The sequence below is a fragment of the Limnohabitans lacus genome (genome assembly GCF_030053395.1).
Taxonomy (GTDB): domain Bacteria; phylum Pseudomonadota; class Gammaproteobacteria; order Burkholderiales; family Burkholderiaceae_C; genus Limnohabitans_A; species Limnohabitans_A lacus.
The window spans coordinates 263,230-283,374 of sequence record NZ_JASGBH010000003.1 but is presented as its reverse complement, the minus strand read 5'-3'; the positions used below and the strand labels follow the sequence as shown (position 1 = coordinate 283,374).

At 60.2% G+C, this 20,145-nt stretch carries 19 protein-coding genes; 12 read left to right on the top strand and 7 right to left on the bottom strand.

Features of this window, described 5'->3' with window-relative positions:
• The first annotated feature begins 19 nt into the window (after positions 1-19).
• The 9 genes from QLQ16_RS05905 to QLQ16_RS05865 all read left to right on the top strand — a co-directional run bounded on the left by QLQ16_RS05905 (position 20) and on the right by QLQ16_RS05865 (position 8,843).
• Positions 20-1,213 carry an ABC transporter substrate-binding protein gene (locus tag QLQ16_RS05905; protein ID WP_283223765.1) on the top strand — a complete coding sequence of 398 codons (1,194 nt, stop codon included), beginning with the start codon at positions 20-22 and terminating at the stop codon, positions 1,211-1,213.
• 92 nt (positions 1,214-1,305) lie between these two features.
• Complete coding sequence (locus QLQ16_RS05900; RefSeq protein ID WP_283223764.1) at positions 1,306-2,169, top strand: branched-chain amino acid ABC transporter permease; 864 nt, start codon at positions 1,306-1,308, stop codon at positions 2,167-2,169.
• Between the two features lie 7 nt (positions 2,170-2,176).
• The gene (locus tag QLQ16_RS05895; RefSeq protein WP_283223763.1) at positions 2,177-3,187 is read left to right on the top strand and encodes a branched-chain amino acid ABC transporter permease; all 1,011 of its coding nucleotides are present in this window, start codon (positions 2,177-2,179) and stop codon (positions 3,185-3,187) included.
• Entirely contained in the window at positions 3,180-3,971 is a 792-nt protein-coding gene (locus tag QLQ16_RS05890) for an ABC transporter ATP-binding protein (RefSeq protein ID WP_283223762.1), read from the top strand. Before QLQ16_RS05895 ends, QLQ16_RS05890 begins: the two co-directional genes overlap by 8 nt.
• Before the next feature lies 1 nt (position 3,972).
• Positions 3,973-4,710, top strand: coding sequence for an ABC transporter ATP-binding protein (locus QLQ16_RS05885; protein WP_283223761.1), 738 nt, complete (start codon positions 3,973-3,975; stop codon positions 4,708-4,710).
• Between the two features lie 84 nt (positions 4,711-4,794).
• Complete coding sequence (locus QLQ16_RS05880) at positions 4,795-5,601, top strand: SDR family oxidoreductase (RefSeq protein ID WP_283223760.1); 807 nt, start codon at positions 4,795-4,797, stop codon at positions 5,599-5,601.
• Between the two features lie 8 nt (positions 5,602-5,609).
• The gene (locus tag QLQ16_RS05875; RefSeq protein WP_283223759.1) at positions 5,610-6,920 is read left to right on the top strand and encodes a flavin-containing monooxygenase; all 1,311 of its coding nucleotides are present in this window, start codon (positions 5,610-5,612) and stop codon (positions 6,918-6,920) included.
• 22 nt (positions 6,921-6,942) lie between these two features.
• Positions 6,943-7,869: a bile acid:sodium symporter family protein gene (locus tag QLQ16_RS05870; RefSeq protein ID WP_283223758.1), complete on the top strand. Its 927-nt coding sequence runs from the start codon at positions 6,943-6,945 to the stop codon at positions 7,867-7,869.
• Positions 7,818-8,843, top strand: a complete 1,026-nt coding sequence (locus tag QLQ16_RS05865; RefSeq protein ID WP_348534175.1) for an SDR family oxidoreductase — start codon at positions 7,818-7,820, stop codon at positions 8,841-8,843. The genes QLQ16_RS05870 and QLQ16_RS05865 overlap by 52 nt, the downstream gene beginning before the upstream one ends.
• 37 nt (positions 8,844-8,880) lie before the next feature.
• Here the strand turns inward: QLQ16_RS05865 and QLQ16_RS05860 are convergent, their stop codons facing one another.
• Both QLQ16_RS05860 and QLQ16_RS05855 read right to left on the bottom strand, forming a co-directional pair.
• Positions 8,881-10,419: a S41 family peptidase gene (locus tag QLQ16_RS05860; RefSeq protein WP_283223757.1), complete on the bottom strand. Its 1,539-nt coding sequence runs from the start codon at positions 10,417-10,419 to the stop codon at positions 8,881-8,883.
• Between the two features lie 70 nt (positions 10,420-10,489).
• Positions 10,490-11,260: an IclR family transcriptional regulator domain-containing protein gene (locus QLQ16_RS05855; protein ID WP_283223756.1), complete on the bottom strand. Its 771-nt coding sequence runs from the start codon at positions 11,258-11,260 to the stop codon at positions 10,490-10,492.
• Positions 11,261-11,508: 248 nt separating this feature from the next.
• On the opposite strand from QLQ16_RS05855, the gene pobA reads away from it, so the two are divergent.
• Together pobA and QLQ16_RS05845 are read left to right on the top strand one after the other, a co-directional pair.
• Positions 11,509-12,702: a 4-hydroxybenzoate 3-monooxygenase gene (pobA, locus tag QLQ16_RS05850; protein WP_283223755.1), complete on the top strand. Its 1,194-nt coding sequence runs from the start codon at positions 11,509-11,511 to the stop codon at positions 12,700-12,702.
• A gap of 180 nt (positions 12,703-12,882) precedes the next feature.
• Positions 12,883-13,749, top strand: a complete 867-nt coding sequence (locus QLQ16_RS05845) for a CoA transferase (RefSeq protein ID WP_283223754.1) — start codon at positions 12,883-12,885, stop codon at positions 13,747-13,749.
• 24 nt (positions 13,750-13,773) lie between these two features.
• Here QLQ16_RS05845 and QLQ16_RS05840 read toward each other — a convergent pair whose 3' ends face one another.
• The 4 genes from QLQ16_RS05840 to hppD form a co-directional block, all read right to left on the bottom strand.
• Positions 13,774-14,586 carry an enoyl-CoA hydratase gene (locus tag QLQ16_RS05840; protein WP_283223753.1) on the bottom strand — a complete coding sequence of 271 codons (813 nt, stop codon included), beginning with the start codon at positions 14,584-14,586 and terminating at the stop codon, positions 13,774-13,776.
• Positions 14,587-14,616: 30 nt separating this feature from the next.
• Positions 14,617-15,114 carry a nuclear transport factor 2 family protein gene (locus QLQ16_RS05835; RefSeq protein WP_283223752.1) on the bottom strand — a complete coding sequence of 166 codons (498 nt, stop codon included), beginning with the start codon at positions 15,112-15,114 and terminating at the stop codon, positions 14,617-14,619.
• A gap of 35 nt (positions 15,115-15,149) precedes the next feature.
• Positions 15,150-16,337: an MFS transporter gene (locus QLQ16_RS05830; RefSeq protein ID WP_283223751.1), complete on the bottom strand. Its 1,188-nt coding sequence runs from the start codon at positions 16,335-16,337 to the stop codon at positions 15,150-15,152.
• A gap of 361 nt (positions 16,338-16,698) precedes the next feature.
• Complete coding sequence (hppD, locus tag QLQ16_RS05825) at positions 16,699-17,781, bottom strand: 4-hydroxyphenylpyruvate dioxygenase (protein ID WP_283223750.1); 1,083 nt, start codon at positions 17,779-17,781, stop codon at positions 16,699-16,701.
• Between the two features lie 377 nt (positions 17,782-18,158).
• Here hppD and QLQ16_RS05820 point away from each other — a divergent pair, with 377 nt between their 5' ends.
• Positions 18,159-18,716 (top strand): DUF1003 domain-containing protein, encoded by a 558-nt coding sequence (locus tag QLQ16_RS05820; RefSeq protein WP_283223749.1) that lies wholly within the window; start codon positions 18,159-18,161, stop codon positions 18,714-18,716.
• A gap of 16 nt (positions 18,717-18,732) precedes the next feature.
• On the opposite strand, the gene QLQ16_RS05815 is transcribed toward QLQ16_RS05820, so the two are convergent.
• Complete coding sequence (locus tag QLQ16_RS05815) at positions 18,733-20,094, bottom strand: MATE family efflux transporter (RefSeq protein WP_283223748.1); 1,362 nt, start codon at positions 20,092-20,094, stop codon at positions 18,733-18,735.
• Positions 20,095-20,145 lie beyond the last annotated feature (51 nt).

Below are 20,145 nucleotides of genomic sequence, written 5' to 3'. Positions count from 1 at the left end.
TGACCTGGAGACCTTTGAAATGACCCAACCAACATCCCGCCGCCAAATGCTCGGCCAAGGCGCCGCCCTGGTGGGCGCTGCATCCACCGGACTTTTGCTGCCGCCAAGCGCACTGGCCCAAACCGGCAAGATCCGCGTCGGCTTCATGCTGCCCTACACCGGCACCTTTGCCCAACTGGGCGTGGCCATCGAAAACGGTGTGCGCATGGCCATCAACGAGCAAGGGGGCAAGCTCGGCGGTCGTGAGATCGAGTGGTTCAAGGTCGATGACGAATCCGAGCCCTCCAAAGCCATCGAAAACGCCAACAAACTGGTGCAACGCGACAAGGTCGATGTGCTGATCGGCACTGTCCACTCGGGCGTGCAAATGGGCATCCACAAAGTGGCCCGCGACAGCGGCGTGATCAGCCTGATCCCCAACGCAGGCGTGCACATTGCCACCCGCGCCCAGTGCGCCCCCAACGTGTTCCGCACCAGCTTTTCCAACAGCCAGCCGACCATGGCGCTGGGCGAAGCCATGGTCAAGCGCGGCCACAAAAAGGCGGTCTGGATCACCTGGAAATACGCCGCTGGCGACGAGGCCTTTGAAGGCTTCAAAGAAAGCTACACCAAGGCAGGCGGCACCATCGTCAAGGAATTGGGCCTGCCCTTCCCCAACGTCGAGTTCCAAGCTTTGCTGACCGAAATCGCTGCGCTCAAGCCTGATGCTGTGGCCTGCTTCTTCGCTGGTGGTGGCGCGGCCAAGTTCCTCAAGGATTACGCTGCTGCAGGCCTCAAAGGCAAGATCCCGCTGTATGGCTCGGGCTTCCTGACCGAAGGCGTGCTCGATGCCGCCGGCCCCGCAGCCGACGGCGTGCTCACCACGCTGCACTACGGTGACGGCATCGAAACCAAGCGCAACAAAGAGTTCCGCTTGAACTACGCCAAAACCTTCAAGATGCAGCCCGATGTGTACGCCGTTCAAGGCTACGACACCGGCTTGCTCTTGGTGCAGGGCGCCAACGCGGTCAAAGGCGATGTCAGCAAAAAAGCCGACATGATCAAGGCCATGGAAGTGGCCGTGATCGACAGCCCCCGTGGCAAGTGGACCATGAGCAAGGCCCACAACCCAGTGCAAGACATCTACCTGCGCGAAGTGTCCAGCAAAGAAAACAAAGTCATCGGCGTGGCCGCCAAAGCCCTGGCCGACTCTGGCGCCGGCTGCCGGATGTAAGACACTCTAGGCTTGTCTGAACGGCAGGCCCTTCTCGTGAACGGCGGACTGGTTCCGCCGTTTTCACACCCGCTGCGCAAAGACCCACCCCAATGGACCTCGTCAATTTCTCCATCCAGCTGCTCAACAGCGTCCAGTACGGATTGCTGCTGTTCATGCTGGCCGCTGGCCTCACGCTGATCTTCGGCATCATGGGTGTGGTCAACCTCGCGCATGGCAGCTTCTACATGCTGGGTGCTTTTCTGGCCTGGTCCTTGTCGGGCCTGCTGGGCAGCTTCACGCTGGCCATCATCGTGGGCACGGTGCTGTCGGTGGTCTTTGGCCTCTTGCTTGAGAAGTTGCTGTTCAAACACTTCTACCACCGCGACCACCTCGACCAGGTGCTGCTGACCTTTGGTCTGATCTACGTGTTTGAAGAACTGCGCTCCATGGTCTGGGGCGACGATGTGCACGGTGTGCAAATCCCTGAAGCCCTGTCGGCCTCCATCGCATTGACCGACACGCTGTCTTATCCGGTGTACCGCCTGTTCATGTCGGGCGTGTGCCTCTTGCTGGCTTTGGCTCTGTACCTCTTGATCTCGAAAACCCGCTTGGGCATGAAGATCCGCGCGGGGGCTTTCAACCACGAAATGACCGAAGCCCTGGGTGTGAACATCAGCCTGATCCACGCGGTGGTGTTTGCACTGGGCGTGGGCTTGGCGGCCATTGCCGGCATGATCGCGGCGCCGATTTCCAGCGTCTACCCCAATATGGGCTCGCAAGTGCTGATCATGTGCTTTGTGGTCGTGGTCATTGGCGGTATCGGCTCGGTACGCGGCGCCTTGATCGCTGCACTGCTGGTGGGCCTGGTGGACACCTTTGGCAAAGTCCTGCTGCCCCAAGTCTCGGGCATGCTGGTGTATGTGCTCATGGCCGCGGTGCTTTTGTACAAGCCCGAGGGCCTTTTCAAACAATGAGGCCATCATGAGCGCACCCCAAACCCATCTGGAAATCTTGCCGCGCAGCGTGCAGCTGCTGCTCGTGCTGGGCCTGGCGGCCCTGATCGCCTTCCCTTTTGTGGGCAGCAACTTCTACATCGACATGGTCAACCGCATGATGATCCTGGCCATCTTCGCGATGAGCCTGGACCTCTTGCAAGGCGTCACCGGTCTGGTGTCGCTGGGCCATGCGGCCTACTTTGGCATCGCCGGTTATGCCCTGGCCTTCTTGACGCCATCGGGCGAACCGGTGAGCCTGTACACCAGCTTGCCGCTGGCCGTGGGGGGCTCGGCGCTGGCTGCGCTCATCATCGGCTTTCTGGTGGTGCGCACCCAGGGCATCTACTTCATCATGGTCACCATGGCCTTTGCGCAAATGGTGTTCTTCGTGTTCTTTGACAACAAGGCGCTGGGCGGCTCGGACGGCTTGTTCCTCAACTTCAAACCCGATGCGGTGCTGGTCGATCTGGAAAACAAACAGGTGTTTTACTTCTTCACCCTCACCTGCTTGGTGGGCGTGTACGCCTTATTGCGCCGCCTTTTGTGGAGCCCTTTTGGCCGGGCGCTGTCGGGCATCCGCGTCAACGAGCACCGCATGCGGGCCTTGGGCTTTGGCGCTTTCAGCCACAAGCTGGCCGCCTTCACCTTGGCCGGGGCCCTGGCCGGTTTGGCCGGTTATTTGTGGGCGGCGCAAAGCGGTTTTGTGAACCCCGAACTCATGGGCTTTCACATGAGTGCGCACGCCATCATGATGGTCATCTTGGGCGGCATGGGCAATTTTGCGGGGGCCATCATCGGGGCCTTCAGTTTTGAAATGCTGCTGCATGTCTTCAAAGACCTGCCCGATCTGGGCACATTCAAAACCGGCAAGCACTGGCAAATGTGGATGGGCCTGTTCATCGTGGCCTTGATCGTCTTTGCCCCCAAAGGAATCTTGGGCCTGATCACCCGCCTGATCTCCAGCATCTTCGCACGCAAGGAGGCTCACCATGAGTGAACGCCAAACCCTGCTGTCGGCCCGCCAGCTGACCAAGCGCTTTGGCGGCCTGGCCGCCGTCAACGATGTCAATGTCGATTTGTGGTTGGGCCATATACACGCCGTGATCGGCCCCAACGGCGCGGGCAAGTCCACACTGACCAATTTACTCTCGGGCGACTTGCCGTCCACCAGCGGCAGCATCACCTTGGACGGCCATGACATCACCGGCTGGTCGCCCGAGAAAATCTCGCGCCACCGCTTGGGCCGCAGCTACCAAAAGACCAACATCTTCCATACCTTCAGCGTGTGGGACAACGTGCGCCTGGCCGCGCAGTCGCGTGTGCAACCCTCGCCTTTCAACCCCCTGGGCTGGCTGCGTGAGGCCTCCCAATTGAAGGCCGTCAACGAGCGAGCTGAACGCGCCATCGAGTTGGCCGGTTTGCAGGGCCGCCGCCAAACCATGGCCGGTGCTGCCAGCCACGGCGAACAACGTCAACTCGAAATCGCCATGACGCTGGCCACCGAGCCGGTGGTGCTGCTGCTGGACGAACCCTTGGCCGGCATGGGCGTGGCCGAAGCAGAGAGCATGGTGCAGCTCTTGCTGCGCCTGAAAAAAGACCACGCCATGATGCTGGTCGAACACGACATCGACGCGATCTTCACCCTAGCCGACCACCTGACGGTGATGGTCAACGGACAGGTGATCGCCAGCGACACACCCGCTGTGGTGCGCGCCAACCCCAGCGTGCAAGCGGCCTACTTGGGTGAAGAAGTGAGTGAAGAAGTGGGTGAGGGACATTGAGATGAGCGAACTCTTGATCAAAGCCCAGGGCCTCAACACCTTCTACGGCGCCAGCCACATCCTGCGCGGCATCGACTTCCAAGTGGGCCGGGGCGAGACCATTGGCCTCATGGGCCGCAACGGCATGGGCAAAAGCACCTTGCTCAAGTCCATCATGGGCATCGTGCCGCCGCAAAGCGGCAGCGTTCACATCAAAGGCCAGGCCATGAACGGCCGCCCCACTTTTGAAGTGGCACAACTGGGCATCGCCTATGTGCCCGAAGGCCGGGGCATCTTTGGCAACCTGAGCGTCAAAGAAAACCTGGTGATGGCCGCCCGCCCAGGCCAAGCCAGAGCAGGCGCTGCCAGCGGCGCGGGCCACCGCGACTGGACTTTCGAGCGCGTGCTGGAGACCTTTCCACGCCTCAAGGAGCGCTTGAACCACGGCGGCCAGCAATTGTCTGGCGGCGAGCAGCAAATGCTGACCATCGGCCGGGCCTTGATGACCAACCCCGATGTGCTGATCCTGGACGAAGCCACCGAAGGCCTGGCCCCCTTGATAGCCCGCGAGATCTGGCGCATTTGCAGCCTGATCAAAGAAAGCGGCATCAGCGCCATCATCGTGGACAAGAACTGGAAACACGTCACCCAGATCACCGACCGCAACGTGATTTTGGTCAAAGGGCAGGTGGTGTTTGAAGGCTCGTCGCAAGCGCTGCACGACGACCCCAGCGTGCTCGAGCAACACCTGGGTGTTTGAGTCACACAAGGGTCTTCACCGAATCACGTGAAGAACTTGGCATGCCAAAATGATCTGGAAGAAATTCACAGGTTTGCACACGGCATGTTTCGCAACGCAGTCATCACCGGCGCATGTGGCGGTCTGGGCCAAGCCCTGGCCCTTCGGCTGATCAACCAAGGCGCCCACGTGGCCTTGGTGGGCATGAACACCAGCACCTTGCAAACGCTGGCGGCTCTGGCCCCCGAGCGCTGCCGCATCTACACCCCCGACGTGTCTGACGCAGCCGCCATGCAGGCCGTGGCCAACGACTGGCTGCAAGTGGGCACGCCCGATCTGGTCATCGCCAACGCAGGCGTGGCCGGTGGCTTTGACACCACCGAGGCCTCTGACCTGGCAGTCATGCGGCGCATGCTCGAGATCAACCTTCTGGGCGTGGCCACCACTTTCCATCCCTTCCTGCGTGCCATTCAAGACAGCGGTCAAGCGGCTGCATTGGTGGGCGTGGCCAGTGTGGCGGGCTGGCGCGGCATGCCGGGCAACGGCGCCTATTGCGCCAGCAAAGCCGGGCTGATCGCTTATTTGCAAAGCCTGCGTGCCGAGCTGCGCCCCAGCCGCATCACGGTGCACACCATCAGCCCCGGCTACCTGCGCACAGCCCTCACGGCAGGCAACACTTTTGCCATGCCCGGATTGCTGGAGCCCGATGCGGCTGCACATGCCCTGCTGCAAGGCGTGGCGCAAGGCCGTGAACACATCGTCTTGCCAAGGCGCATCGGCTGGCTGTCCAAAGTCTTGTCACTGCTGCCGGCCCCATGGCATGACCGCATCCTGCTGGGCCAGCCGCGCAAGCCGCGTGCAGGCCAGGCGGGCGCCACCCCCATTCCGGGACTCGACACCCGATCACCTTGAGCCATGGCATGACCCCAACTCACGAACAAATTGCCCTGATTGGCGCGGGCCCCTCGGGCCTGTCGGCCGCACGGGCGCTCGACAAACACGGCGTGGGCTTTCAGGGCTTTGAGATGCACACCGATGTGGGCGGCCTTTGGAACATCGGCAATCAGCGCTCCACGGTGTATGAATCGGCCCACCTGATCTCCAGCAAACACATGACGGAGTTCAAGGAATTCCCGATGCCCGCAGGCACCGCCGACTACCCCAGCCACCGCGAACTGCTGGACTACTTTCAGGCCTACGCCAAGCATTTCGACCTGAAACGCCACTACCGATTTGGCGTGCGCGTGGTGCGCGTCGAGCCGGTCAGCCAAGCAGCCGACAGCCTTTGGCGTGTGACCATCGATGCGGGCAACGGCGTGCTGGAAACGGCCGAATACAAAGGCGTGGTGATTGCCAACGGCATCCTGGCCGAGCCCAATATGCCGCAGTGGCCTGGCCAATTCAGCGGCCAGTTGATGCACACCTCGGGCTACAAAAAAGCCGAGCAGTTCAAGGGCCAACGTGTCTTGATCGTGGGGGCGGGCAACTCCGGCTGCGACATCGCGGTGGACGCTGTCCACCACGCCCAAAGCGTGGACATCTCGGTGCGCCGAGGCTACTACTTCGTGCCCAAATACGTGTTCGGTCAACCCGCAGACACCGTGGGTGGCAAGATCAAATTGCCACGCTGGCTCAAACAAAAAATCGACACGACCTTGCTCAAGTGGTTCACCGGCGACCCGACGCGCTTTGGCTTTCCCAAGCCCGAGTACAAGATGTACGAGTCCCACCCCATCGTGAACTCCCTCATCCTGCACCACATCGGCCATGGCGACGTGAAGGTGCGCGCCGACATCGCTCGAATGGACGGTCACACCGTGCACTTCAAGGACGGCAGCCAAGCCGACTACGACCTGATCATGGCCGCCACCGGCTACAAGCTGCACTACCCCTTCATCGACGACCGGCTGCTCAACTGGCAAGGCATGGCGCCTCAGCTCTACCTGAACATGTTTGCACCGCACTACCAGCGCCTGGCGGTGCTGGGCATGGTTGAAGCCGCAGGCCTGGGTTGGGAAGGCCGCGCCGAACAAGCCGAAGTCATGGCCCGCTACTTCAAGGGTCTGCAAGAAGGCACGCCGCAAGCGGCCACATTCATGCAATCCTGCCAAGGCCCGTCGCCCGACTTGTCCGGTGGCTACCAATACCTCAAGCTCGAACGCATGTCCTGCTATGTGAACAAAGAGGTCTACCGCCGCACCATGCGCGAAACCGCTGCCACCTTGGGCTGATGCCCACCCACGAAAGCCCACCATGCTGCCTGTTGACGACATCCGCCTGAACTTCAACCCCGCATCGCTGGCCGTGCTCAACGTCGTGCTCGGCTTTTTGATGTTCGGCATTGCGCTGGACACCCGCCTGGAAGACTTTCGCCGCTTGCTGCGCATGCCGGTGGCGTTTGCTGCAGGCATTGCAGCGCAGTTTTTGGTCTTGCCGGCCATCACCTTTGCCTTGACGCTGGTGCTGCAGCCCTCCCCCAGCATCGCGCTGGGCATGATCTTGGTGGCCTGTTGCCCACCGGGCAATGTGAGCAACATCCTGACGCATCGAGCCAATGGCAATGTGGCGCTCAGCGTGTCGATGACCGCCGTGTCCAACGCCATCTCGGTGTTGGCCATGCCGCTGAACTTTGCGTTTTGGGGTGGCATCCACCCCACCGCCTCCAAACTCTTGACCAGCATCGCGCTCGACCCGGTGCAAATGTTCGTGCACATCCTCTTGATCATCGGCCTGCCCTTTGTGCTGGGCCTGGCTTGCGTGCACCATTTTCCAGTGTGGACGGAGCGCTTCAAGAAACCTCTACGCATCCTCAGCTTTGTGGCGCTGATCGGGTTCATCATCGGCGCCATTGCGGGCAACTGGCGTTACTTCCTCGACTATGTGGGCTTGGTGCTGCTGGCCGTGGTGTTGCACGATGCGCTGGCCTTTGGCACCGGCTGGGTCATTGCCCGCCTGGCACGTTTGAGCGACTACGATTGCCGCGCTGTCTCCATCGAAGTGGGCATCCGCAACGCGGGTTTGGGCTTGGTGCTGATCTTCAGCTTCTTTGACGGCCTGGGCGGCATGGCTGTGGTGGCGGGCGTTTGGGGCTTTTGGGACATCATCGCCGGCCTGATCCTGGCCGGCTGGTGGGCCCGCAAACCTTTGACCAGCGGCGGCCCGGCCGCCACTTCAGCTTGATCGCGCCACAGGCCCGCCGGGTCCTGATCACAGGGGCCTCGGGCTTTTTAGGCCAGGGCCTGGTCCGCGCCTTGGCCGATCGTGGCCTCTGCCAAGCCGTGGTGACGTTGGATGTGCGCGAAGTGCCGCCAGCGCAGCGCCAGCCCGGCATCACCTACATCACCCAAGACGTGCGCGACCCGGCGCTGGCCGAGACCCTCGCGGTGCATCACATCGATACCGTGGTGCACCTGGCCTCGATCGTCACCCCCGGCAAAGACTCCAACCGAGAATTTGAATATTCGGTCGATGTGGGCGGCACGCAGAACGTGTTGCAAGCCTGTGTGCAGCAAGGAGTGGCGCACATCGTGGTGTCATCGAGTGGCGCAGCTTACGGCTACCACGCCGACAACCCCAACTGGCTCACCGAAGACATGCCTTTGCGCGGCAACGAAAGCTTTGCCTACAGCCATCACAAGCGACTGGTCGAAGAGATGCTGGCGCAATACCGCCAAAGCCATCCGCATTTGGAGCAAACCGTGCTGCGCATCGGCACCATCTTGGGAGAACGGGTGGACAACCAGATCACCGCCCTGTTTGAAAAACCACGCCTTTTGGCCATTGCGGGCAGCGACAGCCCCTTTGTGTTCATCTGGGACGAAGACGTGACCGGTGCCATCTTGCATGCGCTCAGTGGCCATGCGCCCAGCGGCTGCTACAACTTGGCCGGGGACGGTGCCCTGACGATCTTCGAGATCGCAAAGCGCCTGAACAAGCCCACCCGCGTCTTGCCCGCGTGGTTGTTGCATAGCACTTTGTGGCTGGGCAGCCGACTGGGCATCAGCCGCTACGGCCCCGAGCAGCTGGATTTTTTGCGCTACCGGCCAGTCTTGCTCAACAGCGCGCTCAAAACACGTTTTGGCTACACCCCCATCAAGACCAGTGAACAGGCCCTGGCCGCTTATATCGGCAGACGAGCCATAACGCGGAACTGAAAAAGTTTGCAGTCCAACACGAGCGGCAAGAAACTTGTCACCCTCCCTTTTGAGTTGAACGCAACATCTTGTTGCGCTGCCAATCCGGTCGCATGAGTTTTGTGCTGCGAGAGCCCAATCCCTGCAAGCCCACAGAGCCTAAAGCCCGAGAAGCGCTCAACGATGGGCAAGTCAGACCATGATGTTTCGCTACAGCAGCTGCAAACATGGGCTCTGTTGTCGTGCCCAACTCGCGTGACAAATCATCTGATACAGCGCACAAAGGCTCGAATCCATTGGCATAACCGCCTTGTCCCTTGTGGTTAACCCCTTCAAACTCCATGGCGGCATAGGTGATGCCGCAATTGTCTTGGGCGATAAACCCATAGGGTTTGCCACACGTGGTGCCGCCAATTTGCACCACTTCGACATCGATCCCCCGCAAGCCGTTGATGATGGACTCACTGGCTGAGCATGTTTGATTTGTGGTCAAAACATAAATTTTGGACAGATTCAAAGCTTCAATGGCTTGGCCATCAAAATCAGTACTGTAGAAAGGCAAGCTTTCGTCATCTGAAGTTCGTTTGTCACTGTGGCGTGCCTTTTCAAAAGTCTTACCCGATGTCTTGCTTGGCCCCGCTACACCGTATGCCAGGGCACTGGCCAGAGCCAGATAACCACCGCTGTTGTAGCGCAAATCGATCACCAATTGATCAATGTTTTTTGCTTTGAAATCACTCATAGCAGCTCTCAGCGGAGCCTGAGCCGACTCCACATGGCTGTTGAAAAGCAAATAGCCCCATTTGACATTCATTGAATCAATCACCACTTTGTGCTCGGCCTGTGGCAACACCGCCGTGGTTGCGCTCAATGTGAATGTTTGCGTGACCGACTGGCCATTGCGTTTGACCACAAACCTGCGAATTTCCGAACTCGATGGAAACACGCGTTGATCCACCGACGTGGCGACAGCAGGATCGTCAACCTTAAAGCCATCCACACTGATGATCTCATCCCCGCGCTGAAGACCGGCTTGGATTGCGGAGCCACTTTGTGTGCCTGGATAAACATACGATACCCAAATGCGTCTTGAACTCCCGCTACCTTCTTCACTGAGTAGCCACCCATACCCCAGTTCCTCACCTTGAGCAAATTGATTCCACGAATAAGTGGTTGTCATAAAACTGAATTGATCGACTTTCACCCCAGTCGATGTGTACTTCGGATTCAATTGGTCATCAAAATAATTGATGATCGACCTGGCGAAATTTTGCCAAGCGGTTCCGCCTGTAATGTTGTACCTTGAATCACTGGCACTGACCACAGGAATGTCTTTGTACCAGAGGTAACGCTCATTCAAAAAGGCACGAATCCAGTTGCGTTCATCAGCCAAGGTGCCTGATTGGGTGGGTACCAATGCATCTACCTTGAGAATATTGTCGGCTGAACAAATTTGTGCCAGTTGACTGGATGTTTTTTCCGCAACAGCCGCATAGTCCGCACTGCCACTGCCACTGCCACTGCCACTGCCACTGCCACCGCCACCGCACGCACTGAGCACACAAATGAATGGAATAACCACCAAATAAGCGCGCATAGGTCTCCCTCAAAATGATTATGAATACTTTTCATGTATTTTATTTATAAAAAGTATCCTAGCAGATCATTCAGAGCAACGGTCGCAATTCTCTTGCAGCCTCCCAGAGCAGTGGCAGCCATTTGTGCGTGACGGCTGAGTCGGTCAACTGCTCTGGGCCGCCCACCACATTGAGCGCCGCCAAAGTTCGGCCTTGCATGTTGCGCAGTGGCACGGCCAAGGCATGGATGCCCAACTCATGGGCATCACGGGACAAGGCGTGGTCTTGCGTGCGCACCTGGTGGATGATCTTCTTGAACGTGGGCATGCCCACTTCGGTCTGCGGCGTGATCCTGGCCAAGCTTCGCCCTTTGAGCCAAGCGGTCAAATCTTCCTTGGGCAAATTGGCCAGCAAGACCTGACCCGTGGAGGTGGCGTGTGCAGGCAATCGTGCCCCCAGATGCAGGCCATAAGCCAAATGCCGAACCGGCTCGGCCACACCCGCGCTGCGCGCGACGATCACACACTCGTCACCATCAAGCACCACGGCCGAAAACGAGGCCTGCGTTTGCAAGGCCAGCCGATTGAGTGTGGGCTGCAAAGCACGGGGCAAACGTGAAGTCGCCATGTAGCTGCCCGCAAAGCGCAGCACCCGGGCCGACAACCAGTAATGGCTGCCATCAGTTTCCAAATAACCCAGCTCGGCCAAGGTGAGCAAATGCCGCCGCGCCGCAGCACGGGTGATACCGGTGCGCTGCGCCGCCAGCGTGGCATTCAAACGTTGGCGTTCGGTGTCAAAAGCTTCCAAGACGGACAGCCCTTTGGCCAGTCCTTCGATGTAATCGGCTTTGGCGATGGTCATGGATCAGATCACTCCAGAAGAATGTCGGGGCTCAAGCCGCCGACCCGAAAGACGCCCTTTTCGAGCTGTCAAGCGGCTACGGGCCCGAACGGCGTCTTTGCATGGTTCGGTTGAGCCAGATCAATTTGCGCGATATTCGCACATCAATGCCAATCATCGCACAATCTCTGAGCCCAGCAAAGACTGCATGCCAAGGCCTTGCCTAAGCTGGTGGACATTGTTTTGAGACACTTCGACGGAGACACCCCATGAGCACCACACGCACCCAAGTGGCCATCGTCGGCGCAGGCCCTTCTGGCTTGTTGCTGGGCCAGTTGCTTTTTAAGGCTGGCATCGACGCCATCATCGTCGAGCGCCAAAGCGGCGACTATGTCCTCTCGCGCATCCGTGCGGGCGTGCTGGAGCAAGTGACCATGGACCTTCTGGACGAAGCCGGAGTGGGCCAACGCATGCATGCCGAAGGCTTGATCCACGGTGGCTTTGATTTGCTTTTCAAAGGCGCTCGGCACCGCATCGACATGAACAAGCTCACGGGCGGTAAAAACGTGATCGTCTATGGCCAGACCGAAGTGACCCGCGACCTGATGGACGCACGACAGGCCGCCGGCTTGCCCACGGTTTACGAAGCAGAAAACGTTCAGGTGCATGACTTTGACAGCGCCAAACCCCGCGTGACCTACGAGAAAAACGGCCAGCTGCACACCATCGAGTGCGACTTCATCGCCGGTTGCGACGGCTTTCATGGCGTGTGCCGCGCCAGCGCGCCCAAAAGCGCCATCAAGGAATTTGAAAAGGTCTATCCCTTCGGCTGGCTGGGCGTCTTGTCCGACACACCGCCTGTGCACCACGAACTGATTTACGCCAACAGCACCCGTGGTTTTGCCTTGTGCTCGCAACGCAGCGCCACGCGCAGCCGCTACTACCTGCAAGTGCCGCTGACCGACAAGGTCGAGCAGTGGTCTGACGAGGCCTTTTGGGCCGAGCTGCGCAACCGCCTCGACCCCGAAGCCCGCGAACACCTGGTCACCGGCCCCAGCATCGAAAAAAGCATCGCCCCTCTGCGCAGCTTTGTGACCGAGCCCATGCGCTTTGGGCGCATGTTTTTGGCCGGAGATGCCGCACACATCGTGCCACCCACCGGCGCCAAGGGTCTGAACCTGGCCGCCACCGATGTGAAGTACCTGTCCTCGGCCTTCATTGCTTACTACATGGACAAAACCGAAGCGGGCATCGACGCCTATTCAGAGCGCTGCCTGCGCCGCATCTGGCGTGCCGAGCGCTTCAGCTGGTGGTTCACCAGCTTGATGCACAACTTCCCAGAAAACGGCGACATCGGACAGAAGTTCCAGGATGCCGAACTCGATTACCTGATCCACAGCGAAGCAGGCTCACGCACCATGGCCGAAAACTATGTGGGCTTGCCGCTTAATTTTGGAGAGTGATCGCGTGACAGATGGTTGGCACGCGACCCGGTAAGGGCCTGCACAAGCCATGACGGACCTGAAGGTCCGACCTACGGGACTGGTTTCCAGTGCGGTGTCTTCATCGCCAAAACTGCACAGGTGACAGTGCCCCGTCAGCCGCTTGACCATAATTCGCTGGAATCATTTCAAGGCTCCTGCATGTCCTCACTCAAGCCCCTGCGCGGTGTCCGCGTTCTCAGCCTCGCCCTCAACCTGCCCGGCCCTGCAGCCCTCATGCGCTTGGCGCAAATGGGAGCCAGCTGCACCAAGGTCAACCCACCTGCGGGCGACCCGATGCAGCACTACACCCCCGAGGGTTACGACCTGCTGCACAAGGGCGTCAAACACCAAACGTTGGACCTCAAAACCGCTGCAGGTCAGGCCGCACTGCACAAGCTGCTGCCCAAGACCGATGTGCTCTTGACCTCGTTTCGCCCCTCGGCTTTGACCAAGTTGGGTCTGAGCTGGAAGGCGCTGCAAAAACAATACCCTGCACTCAGCCTGATCGAAGTGGTGGGCGCGCCTGGCCCACTGGCCGAGATCCCCGGCCACGATCTGACCTACCAGGCCGAAGTCGGCTTGGTCAACGGCATGGACCTGCCCCCCAGCCTGTTTGCCGACATGGGCGGCGCACTCATGGCCAGCGAGGCCACGCTCAAAGCGGTGATCACCCAAAAAAGCAGCGGCAAAGGCTCGCGCCACGAAGTGGCTCTGTCCACGGCGGCCGCGTGGCTGGCCCTGCCCCGCCAGTTGCGCATGACCACACCCGACGGCGCTGTGGGTGGCGCGCACGCGGGCTACCGCATCTATGCCTGCAAAAACGGCCGGGTGGCGGTGGCCGCGCTCGAGCCCCACTTTGCCATCAGCCTGTGCGAAGCCGCTGGCGTGAAGCTGGCCCATCCGGTCAAAGACCTGTTCAAGCCCGCCACCCGCAAAGCCATCGAAGCTTTCTTGGCCGGACAAACTCGGGCACAACTGGACAAGCTGGCCACGGCCAAAGACATTCCGTTGATGACCCTCAAGTGAGCCGAGGGCCAAGCACCGGCCCGATCATCGGCCCGTGAATTGCGCTGCGCGTTTCTCCATGAAGTGCGCCACGCCTTCACGAAAGTCTTCACTCTCAAAACTGCGGGCCATCTCTGCGTTGGCTTGGCGCGTGTTTTCTGCCAGCGTCTGGAACGGCGCGTCGTACTGCTGGCGCTTGATCACCGCCATCGAGCGCGGCGACACGTTGTCCACCAAGTCGCGCGCGTAGGCATAGGTGGCGGCTGACAAAGCCTCGGGCGCAAACACCTTGTTGACCAAACCCATGGCCTGCGCCTCAGGGGCCAGCACTTTGCGGGCCGACAGCAACAAATCCATGGCGTTGGCGTGGCCCACGATGCGGGGCAGCATCCAGCTCAGGCCGTGCTCGGCGATCAAGCCGCGCCTTGAAAACGCGGTGGTGAAGACCGCGTTGTCCGCCGCGAATCGAATGTCGCAATACAAGGCATGCACCAAGCCAATGCCAGCGGTTGCGCCGTTGAGCATGCCGATCACCGGCTTGGGGATCGCCGGGTAAAACCCATAACGCGTCTGGTAGTCCAGCCGCTGGTTCACATCAAAGGGTTTCGTCCAGGTGGTCGCGGTGATGTCGCTCGGGTCCAGCCCTTTGAGCAAGTCCATGTCGGCCCCCGCGCAAAAGCCGCGGCCTGCCCCCGTCAGCACAATGGCGCGCACACCATCGTCAGCCGCTGCAGCGTCCATGGCCTCGCGCACCTCGCGCTCCATCACAGCGGTCCAGGCGTTGAGTTTGTCTGGCCGGTTCAACGTGATGGTCGCGATGCGGTGATCCACGCTGTAAAGGATGTCTTGGTAGCTCATATCAGGGCCTTTCGATGGACAGGAAACAACTCAATCCGTGCGCTTGCCACGGGCCAAAAATGCTTGTGTGGCGGGTTGGTCGAGCAACTGCTGGCTCCAGCGCTTGAGCACCTTCTCTAGGCGCGTCGCCGCCACACCCAACTGCACCATTGCCACGCCACCATTGACCGATTCGCTGTAGTCGGCGATCAGTCCGTCACGCAATTCAAAGCGGCTGATCCCGTCGATGACCACCTGCCGCCCCGCGAACTCAGGCACCTTGGAGGTGAAGCTCGACAAAGACCGCGCATAGGCCACCTGCCCATGGCAGACCGGATCGAACATCTCCCAGCGGTAATCGGGCCCTGCATCGCGGTGGAACAGGTCGCGCATCATGTGCGCGATGTCTGCCCGGCCCGTGTGGTCGCCGTAGATGTAGTCGTGGTACACGCCGTCCGGCGTGAAACACTGCGCAAAGGCCTCGCCATCGCCCGCTTCGGCCGCGGCCGAAAACCGTTTCAACAAAGCTTCAAAAGCGGCTTGTTCCATGGTCTTGTCTCCTCAGAGGTTTCTCTTCGATCGGCTCAGGTGTCTGGCAAAGGGTCAGGCAAGCGCTGGAGTGTGCGCACCTTGGACGCGGTGATGATCACCGCCTGCACGCCAAAGCCGAGCACCACGCACCACAGGCTGACCGAGGCGGGAAAGTACACCCCCAACACACCGCCCAGCGCCGCGCCCAGTGGCCGTGCACCCGTGCTCGACACGATGATGATGGACGTGACCCGTCCGATCATGGCGCGTGGCGTGACCGTCTGGCGCAAGGTGGTCGAGGTGATGACCCAAAGGATCGGACCCGCACCGTACAAAAAGTAAGACAAGGCGGCCAACCAACCGTAGGGCCAAAACAAGGTCAAAGCCATCGTCAAAGCCGACAGGACCGAGACATACGGCCCCACCAAAATCGCGCGGCCAAAGGGCAACGCCGCCACCACGCGCGGTGCCAGCAAAGACCCCACGATCATGCCCACGCCGTAGCAGGCCAGCGTGACCCCCACGCCGCTGGCGTCCAGCCCCAGGTCGTGGATGGCATAGGGCACGTAAGCGGCTTGCAGCATGAACCAAGAGATGTTCCATGCCACCGAACAAAACACCATGGGCCTGAGCAAATCGCTTTGCCAAACCCACTTGGCGCCGTCTTGCAACTCCAACAAGGGGTGCCTTGCAGGCATGGCCGCCCGCGCCGGCTCAGCAATACCGCGCAAACACAGCACCGCTGCCACCGACAACATGCCCGACAGCACAAAGGCCGCAGGCGCCCCTGTCCAGGCGATCAGTGCACCGGCCAATGCAGGCCCTGCTGCAAAGGCGGCACTGCGGGCCAGCTCCAAACGGCCATTGGCCCGCGCCAGCCCCTCCACAGGCACCAAAGCCGGCACCAGCGATGGCGCAGCCACACTGAAGGCCACCGTGCCCACCGCCGCCATGAAGCCGATCACCGCCAGCGCCATGATCGACACCTGCCCCGTGAGAATCAAGGCCAACAAAAGCAACAAGGCCAGCGCCCGCAAAGCCTCGGCCAAGGCCATCAGGCGTGTGCGCGACGTGCGGTCGGCCAGCAAACCCAAAGGCATGGACATCAGCAAAAACGGCAAGGACTGAACAGACGCCAGCATGCCAATCTCGCCAGGCCCCGCCTGAAGCATGAGCACCGCCACGATCGGCACCGCCGCCAAGCTCAACTGTTCGGCCGATTGGGCCAAGAGGTTGGACATCGCCAGTCGCTGAAATGAACCTGAAAAAGCGGAAGACATCAAAAACCTTTCAATGTTCACCATGCTAGGCCCTGCCTGCAAGGCCAGCAGTCGCGCATGCTTCAGGGGCAGATACGAGCGCTGGGGCAAAGTTATCCAGGCGGCCAACGTCAAAGCAGAGTGATCACCGCTGGGATGCGGGCCGCGATTTGCGACAATACGGCCCATGCATTCAGACGCTTGGTTGGATTACTTGACGCTGCTGGCCTATCGCTTGGCCGGCTACGCCACGACCAACCTGATCGATGACCCGGCCATGCTGGCGCTGATTTTTTGCTGAACGCTTGGAGCCACCGCTTGATGCGGATGGGCCCCAAGTTTTTCAGACCGCGTCCACTTCGATCGCCCCTCGGCGGATCTGATCGCGCTCCAGACTCTCAAACAAGGCCTTGAAGTTGCCTTCGCCAAAGCCCTCGTCGGCCTTGCGCTGGATGAACTCGAAGAACACCGGCCCCAGCAAGGTCTGGCTGAAGATCTGCAGCAGCAATCGCTTCTCGCCATGGGCGGTCGAGCCATCCATCAAAATGCCCCGTGCCTGCAACTCAGGCACCGGCTCGCCGTGGCCAGGCAAGCGCTCTTGCAGCATCTCGTAATAGATGTCATTGGGCGCGGTCATGAGCGGGATGCCCGCCATCTGCAAGGCATCGACGCTCTTCAAAAGGTCGTCTGTCAGCAAAGCAATGTGCTGGATGCCCTCACCGTTGAACTGCATCAGGAACTCTTCGATCTGCCCGCCCGTCTTGCCCGACTCTTCGTTGAGCGGAATGCGGATCAAGCCATCGGGCGCGGTCATGGCCCGGCTGGTCAGGCCCGTGTATTCGCCCTTGATGTCAAAGTAACGGATCTCTCGGAAGTTGAAAATCTTCTCGTAAAAGCCGCCCCAAAACGCCATGCGACCCTTGTACACGTTGTGCGTCAAGTGATCGATCAAGTTGAAGCCGTGGCCGGGCGGATGGCGGTCCACACCCTCGATGAATTCAAAGTCGATGTCGTAAATGCTCTTGCCGTCTTCGTAGCGGTCGATCAAATACAGTGGCGCACCGCCAATGCCCTTGATGGCGGGCAGGCGCAATTCCATCGGCCCGGTGGGCACATCCACCGGTTGTGCGCCCATCGCCAGCGCACGGGCGTAGGCCTGGTGTGAATCCTTCACCCGAAAAGCCAGCGCACAAGCGCAGGGGCCGTGCTCCGAAGCAAAGTACCCCGCCAAGCTCTTGGGCTCGCGGTTGACGATGAAATTGATATCGCCCTGGCGGTACAGCACCACGTCTTTGGACCGGTGCTTGGCCACCAAAGAAAAGCCCATTTTTTCAAACAAGGGCTCCAGCAAACCGGGCACCGGCGAGGCGAACTCGACAAACTCGAAACCACACAAACCCATGGGGTTCTCAAACAAATCAGCCATGAACATCTCCAGTCATCCACAGGGCCATGCTGCGATGCGTGCGCGGCCCCAATTGAAATTGGTAAAAAAAGATTTTTGTAGGTCAGAGCTTCAGGTCTGAGGTGGCGCTTGTACGTCGCCAACTTGTCGGGGCTCCAAGCCGCCGACCTACAAGGGAAAGATCACAGCCACTGCGGCGGCGCGCAAGGCTTGCCCCGCGTGCTGCGCGCGAGGTGAATGCCGACGATCAAGACTTGGATGCTCATGGGGTTTGCAAGCAGAGGGTGGCTCAGTGTGCCTCGCTTTGCGCAATCCGTCTAGAGCGAAACGCATGACCTGAAGCAACAAAACACGCCGTGGACACTGCTACCCTGACAGCATCCATCACAGAGGCTCAGATGACGACAAACACCACCGATCTCAAGCACTCATACGAAGTGCAGCAACTCGAACTGCTGCGCCAGCACCGCAAGGCCCATCGGCAAAAGCACGGCATTGCGCCCATCTTGATCGCCGAGCACCTGGACGTGCCGCCGCCCTCGCGCGGCCAAAAGCTGGCCGACATCGTGGCGTCCACCGTGGGCTCCTGGCGCTTCATCATCATCCAGAGCACCGCCATCGTCTTTTGGATTGTCGGCAATGTGTGGACAGGCCCCCATGCCTGGGACCCGTACCCCTTCATCTTGCTGAACTTGCTGCTGTCGTTCCAAGCGGCCTACACGGCGCCGGCCATCATGATGAGTCAAAACCGCCAATCCGAGCTGGACCGCCGCCACGCGCAAAACGATTACGAGATCAACGTGAAGGCCGAGCTCGAAATCGAGCTCCTGCACGAAAAAATCGACATTTTGAAAGAGCAAGAACTCCTGGCCCTGACCGAAGCTGTACGCGAGCTGTCTCGGCAGGTACAAACCTTGTCAGCGCAAGGGCCAACACCGAGTGATCAGAAGGTCTAGGTGCCTGAACTGGGGCTCACGCCTTGGCAGCAGGATTTCCCCAAGGGGTCATGCGGATGATGAGCACGGTGCTCAGGCCATACACGGCCATGCCTGCACCCACCAAGGCAAAGATCATCCAAGCCGGTGCTTGCAGATAAGCCAGCAACGAACCGCCCACAGCCACCACCAACAAGCGCAGCGCACCGGCAAGGACCGGTCCCACGGCCTTGCCTGCGCCCAAAGAAGAAAAGTACAGCGACAAGCCCAAACCAAAAAAGCCATAAAACGGTCCGGCCCACGCAAAGTAACTGGCTGCCGACTCTCGCACTGACGGGTCCTGCGTGTACAGCGTGGTCCACACGTCGGGCACCCAAGTGACGGCCAGCCCCAACGCACCCAATAAAACCGTGGCCACAGCCGCCGCCGTCCAAGCCGCTTGGCGCGCACGGGCAATGTTGCCTGCCCCGATCGCCATGCCCACCACGGGCACCGAGGCCACACCCACCGCAAACGCAATCGGCACCAGCAAAAACTCCAGCCGCGTGCCGATGCCATAACCGGCCAAGGCCTGCGTCCCAAAGCTGGCCACCAAACGCGTCAAAATCAAAATGATCAACACCGTCTGAAGCGGCGAAATGCAGGCCACGGCACCCACGCGCAAGATGTCCATCAGGTGCTGACGGTGCAGCGTTGTGCTGCGCATGCGCAAAGTGATCTTGCCGCGGCCCGAAGCCAGATAGCCCCATAAATACAGCGCGCCTGCGGCATTGGCCAGCACACCGCCAGCGGCCACACCTCGCATGCCCCATTCAGGCAGCGGCCCCCAGCCCAAGCCCAAAGCGCCGCCCAGCAAGACCTGCGCCAAGGCCACCGCAAACAAAGTCACCGAAGGCACTTTCATGTTGCCACTGCCGCGAATGACCGACGACAGCGTGTTGACGATCCAAACGAACACCGAGCCTGCGAAAGCCACCTCGCCATACGCCACCGCCTGGGCCAACGCCTCTCCCTTGCCGCCCAGCGCCGACATGAAGGCCGGGCCACAAACTTCCATCATCAGCATGAACGCCAGGCCCATCGCCATGCCGATCCACAAAGCGTGCACGGCCAGCACATTGGCCCGACTGGCATCGCCCGCGCCCAACGCACGGCTGACGGCCGATGACACCCCACCGCCCATGGCCCCGGCCGACAACATGGTTTGCAACATCACAAAGGGAAACACCAGCGCCATGCCCGCCAAAGCGGGCGCACCAAAGTGCCCGACATAACTGGTCTCGGCAATAGCTGCCAGCGCCGTGGCCAGCATGGCCACCATATTGGGCAAAGAAAACCTGAGCAAGATCGGCAAAATCGGCCCGGTCAGCAAAGGGTTGGCGGGTGGCGCTGTTGACATGAGGTTCCTGTGGTGACGGGTGGTGGACTTCATTTTCTGGGCCCATTGACG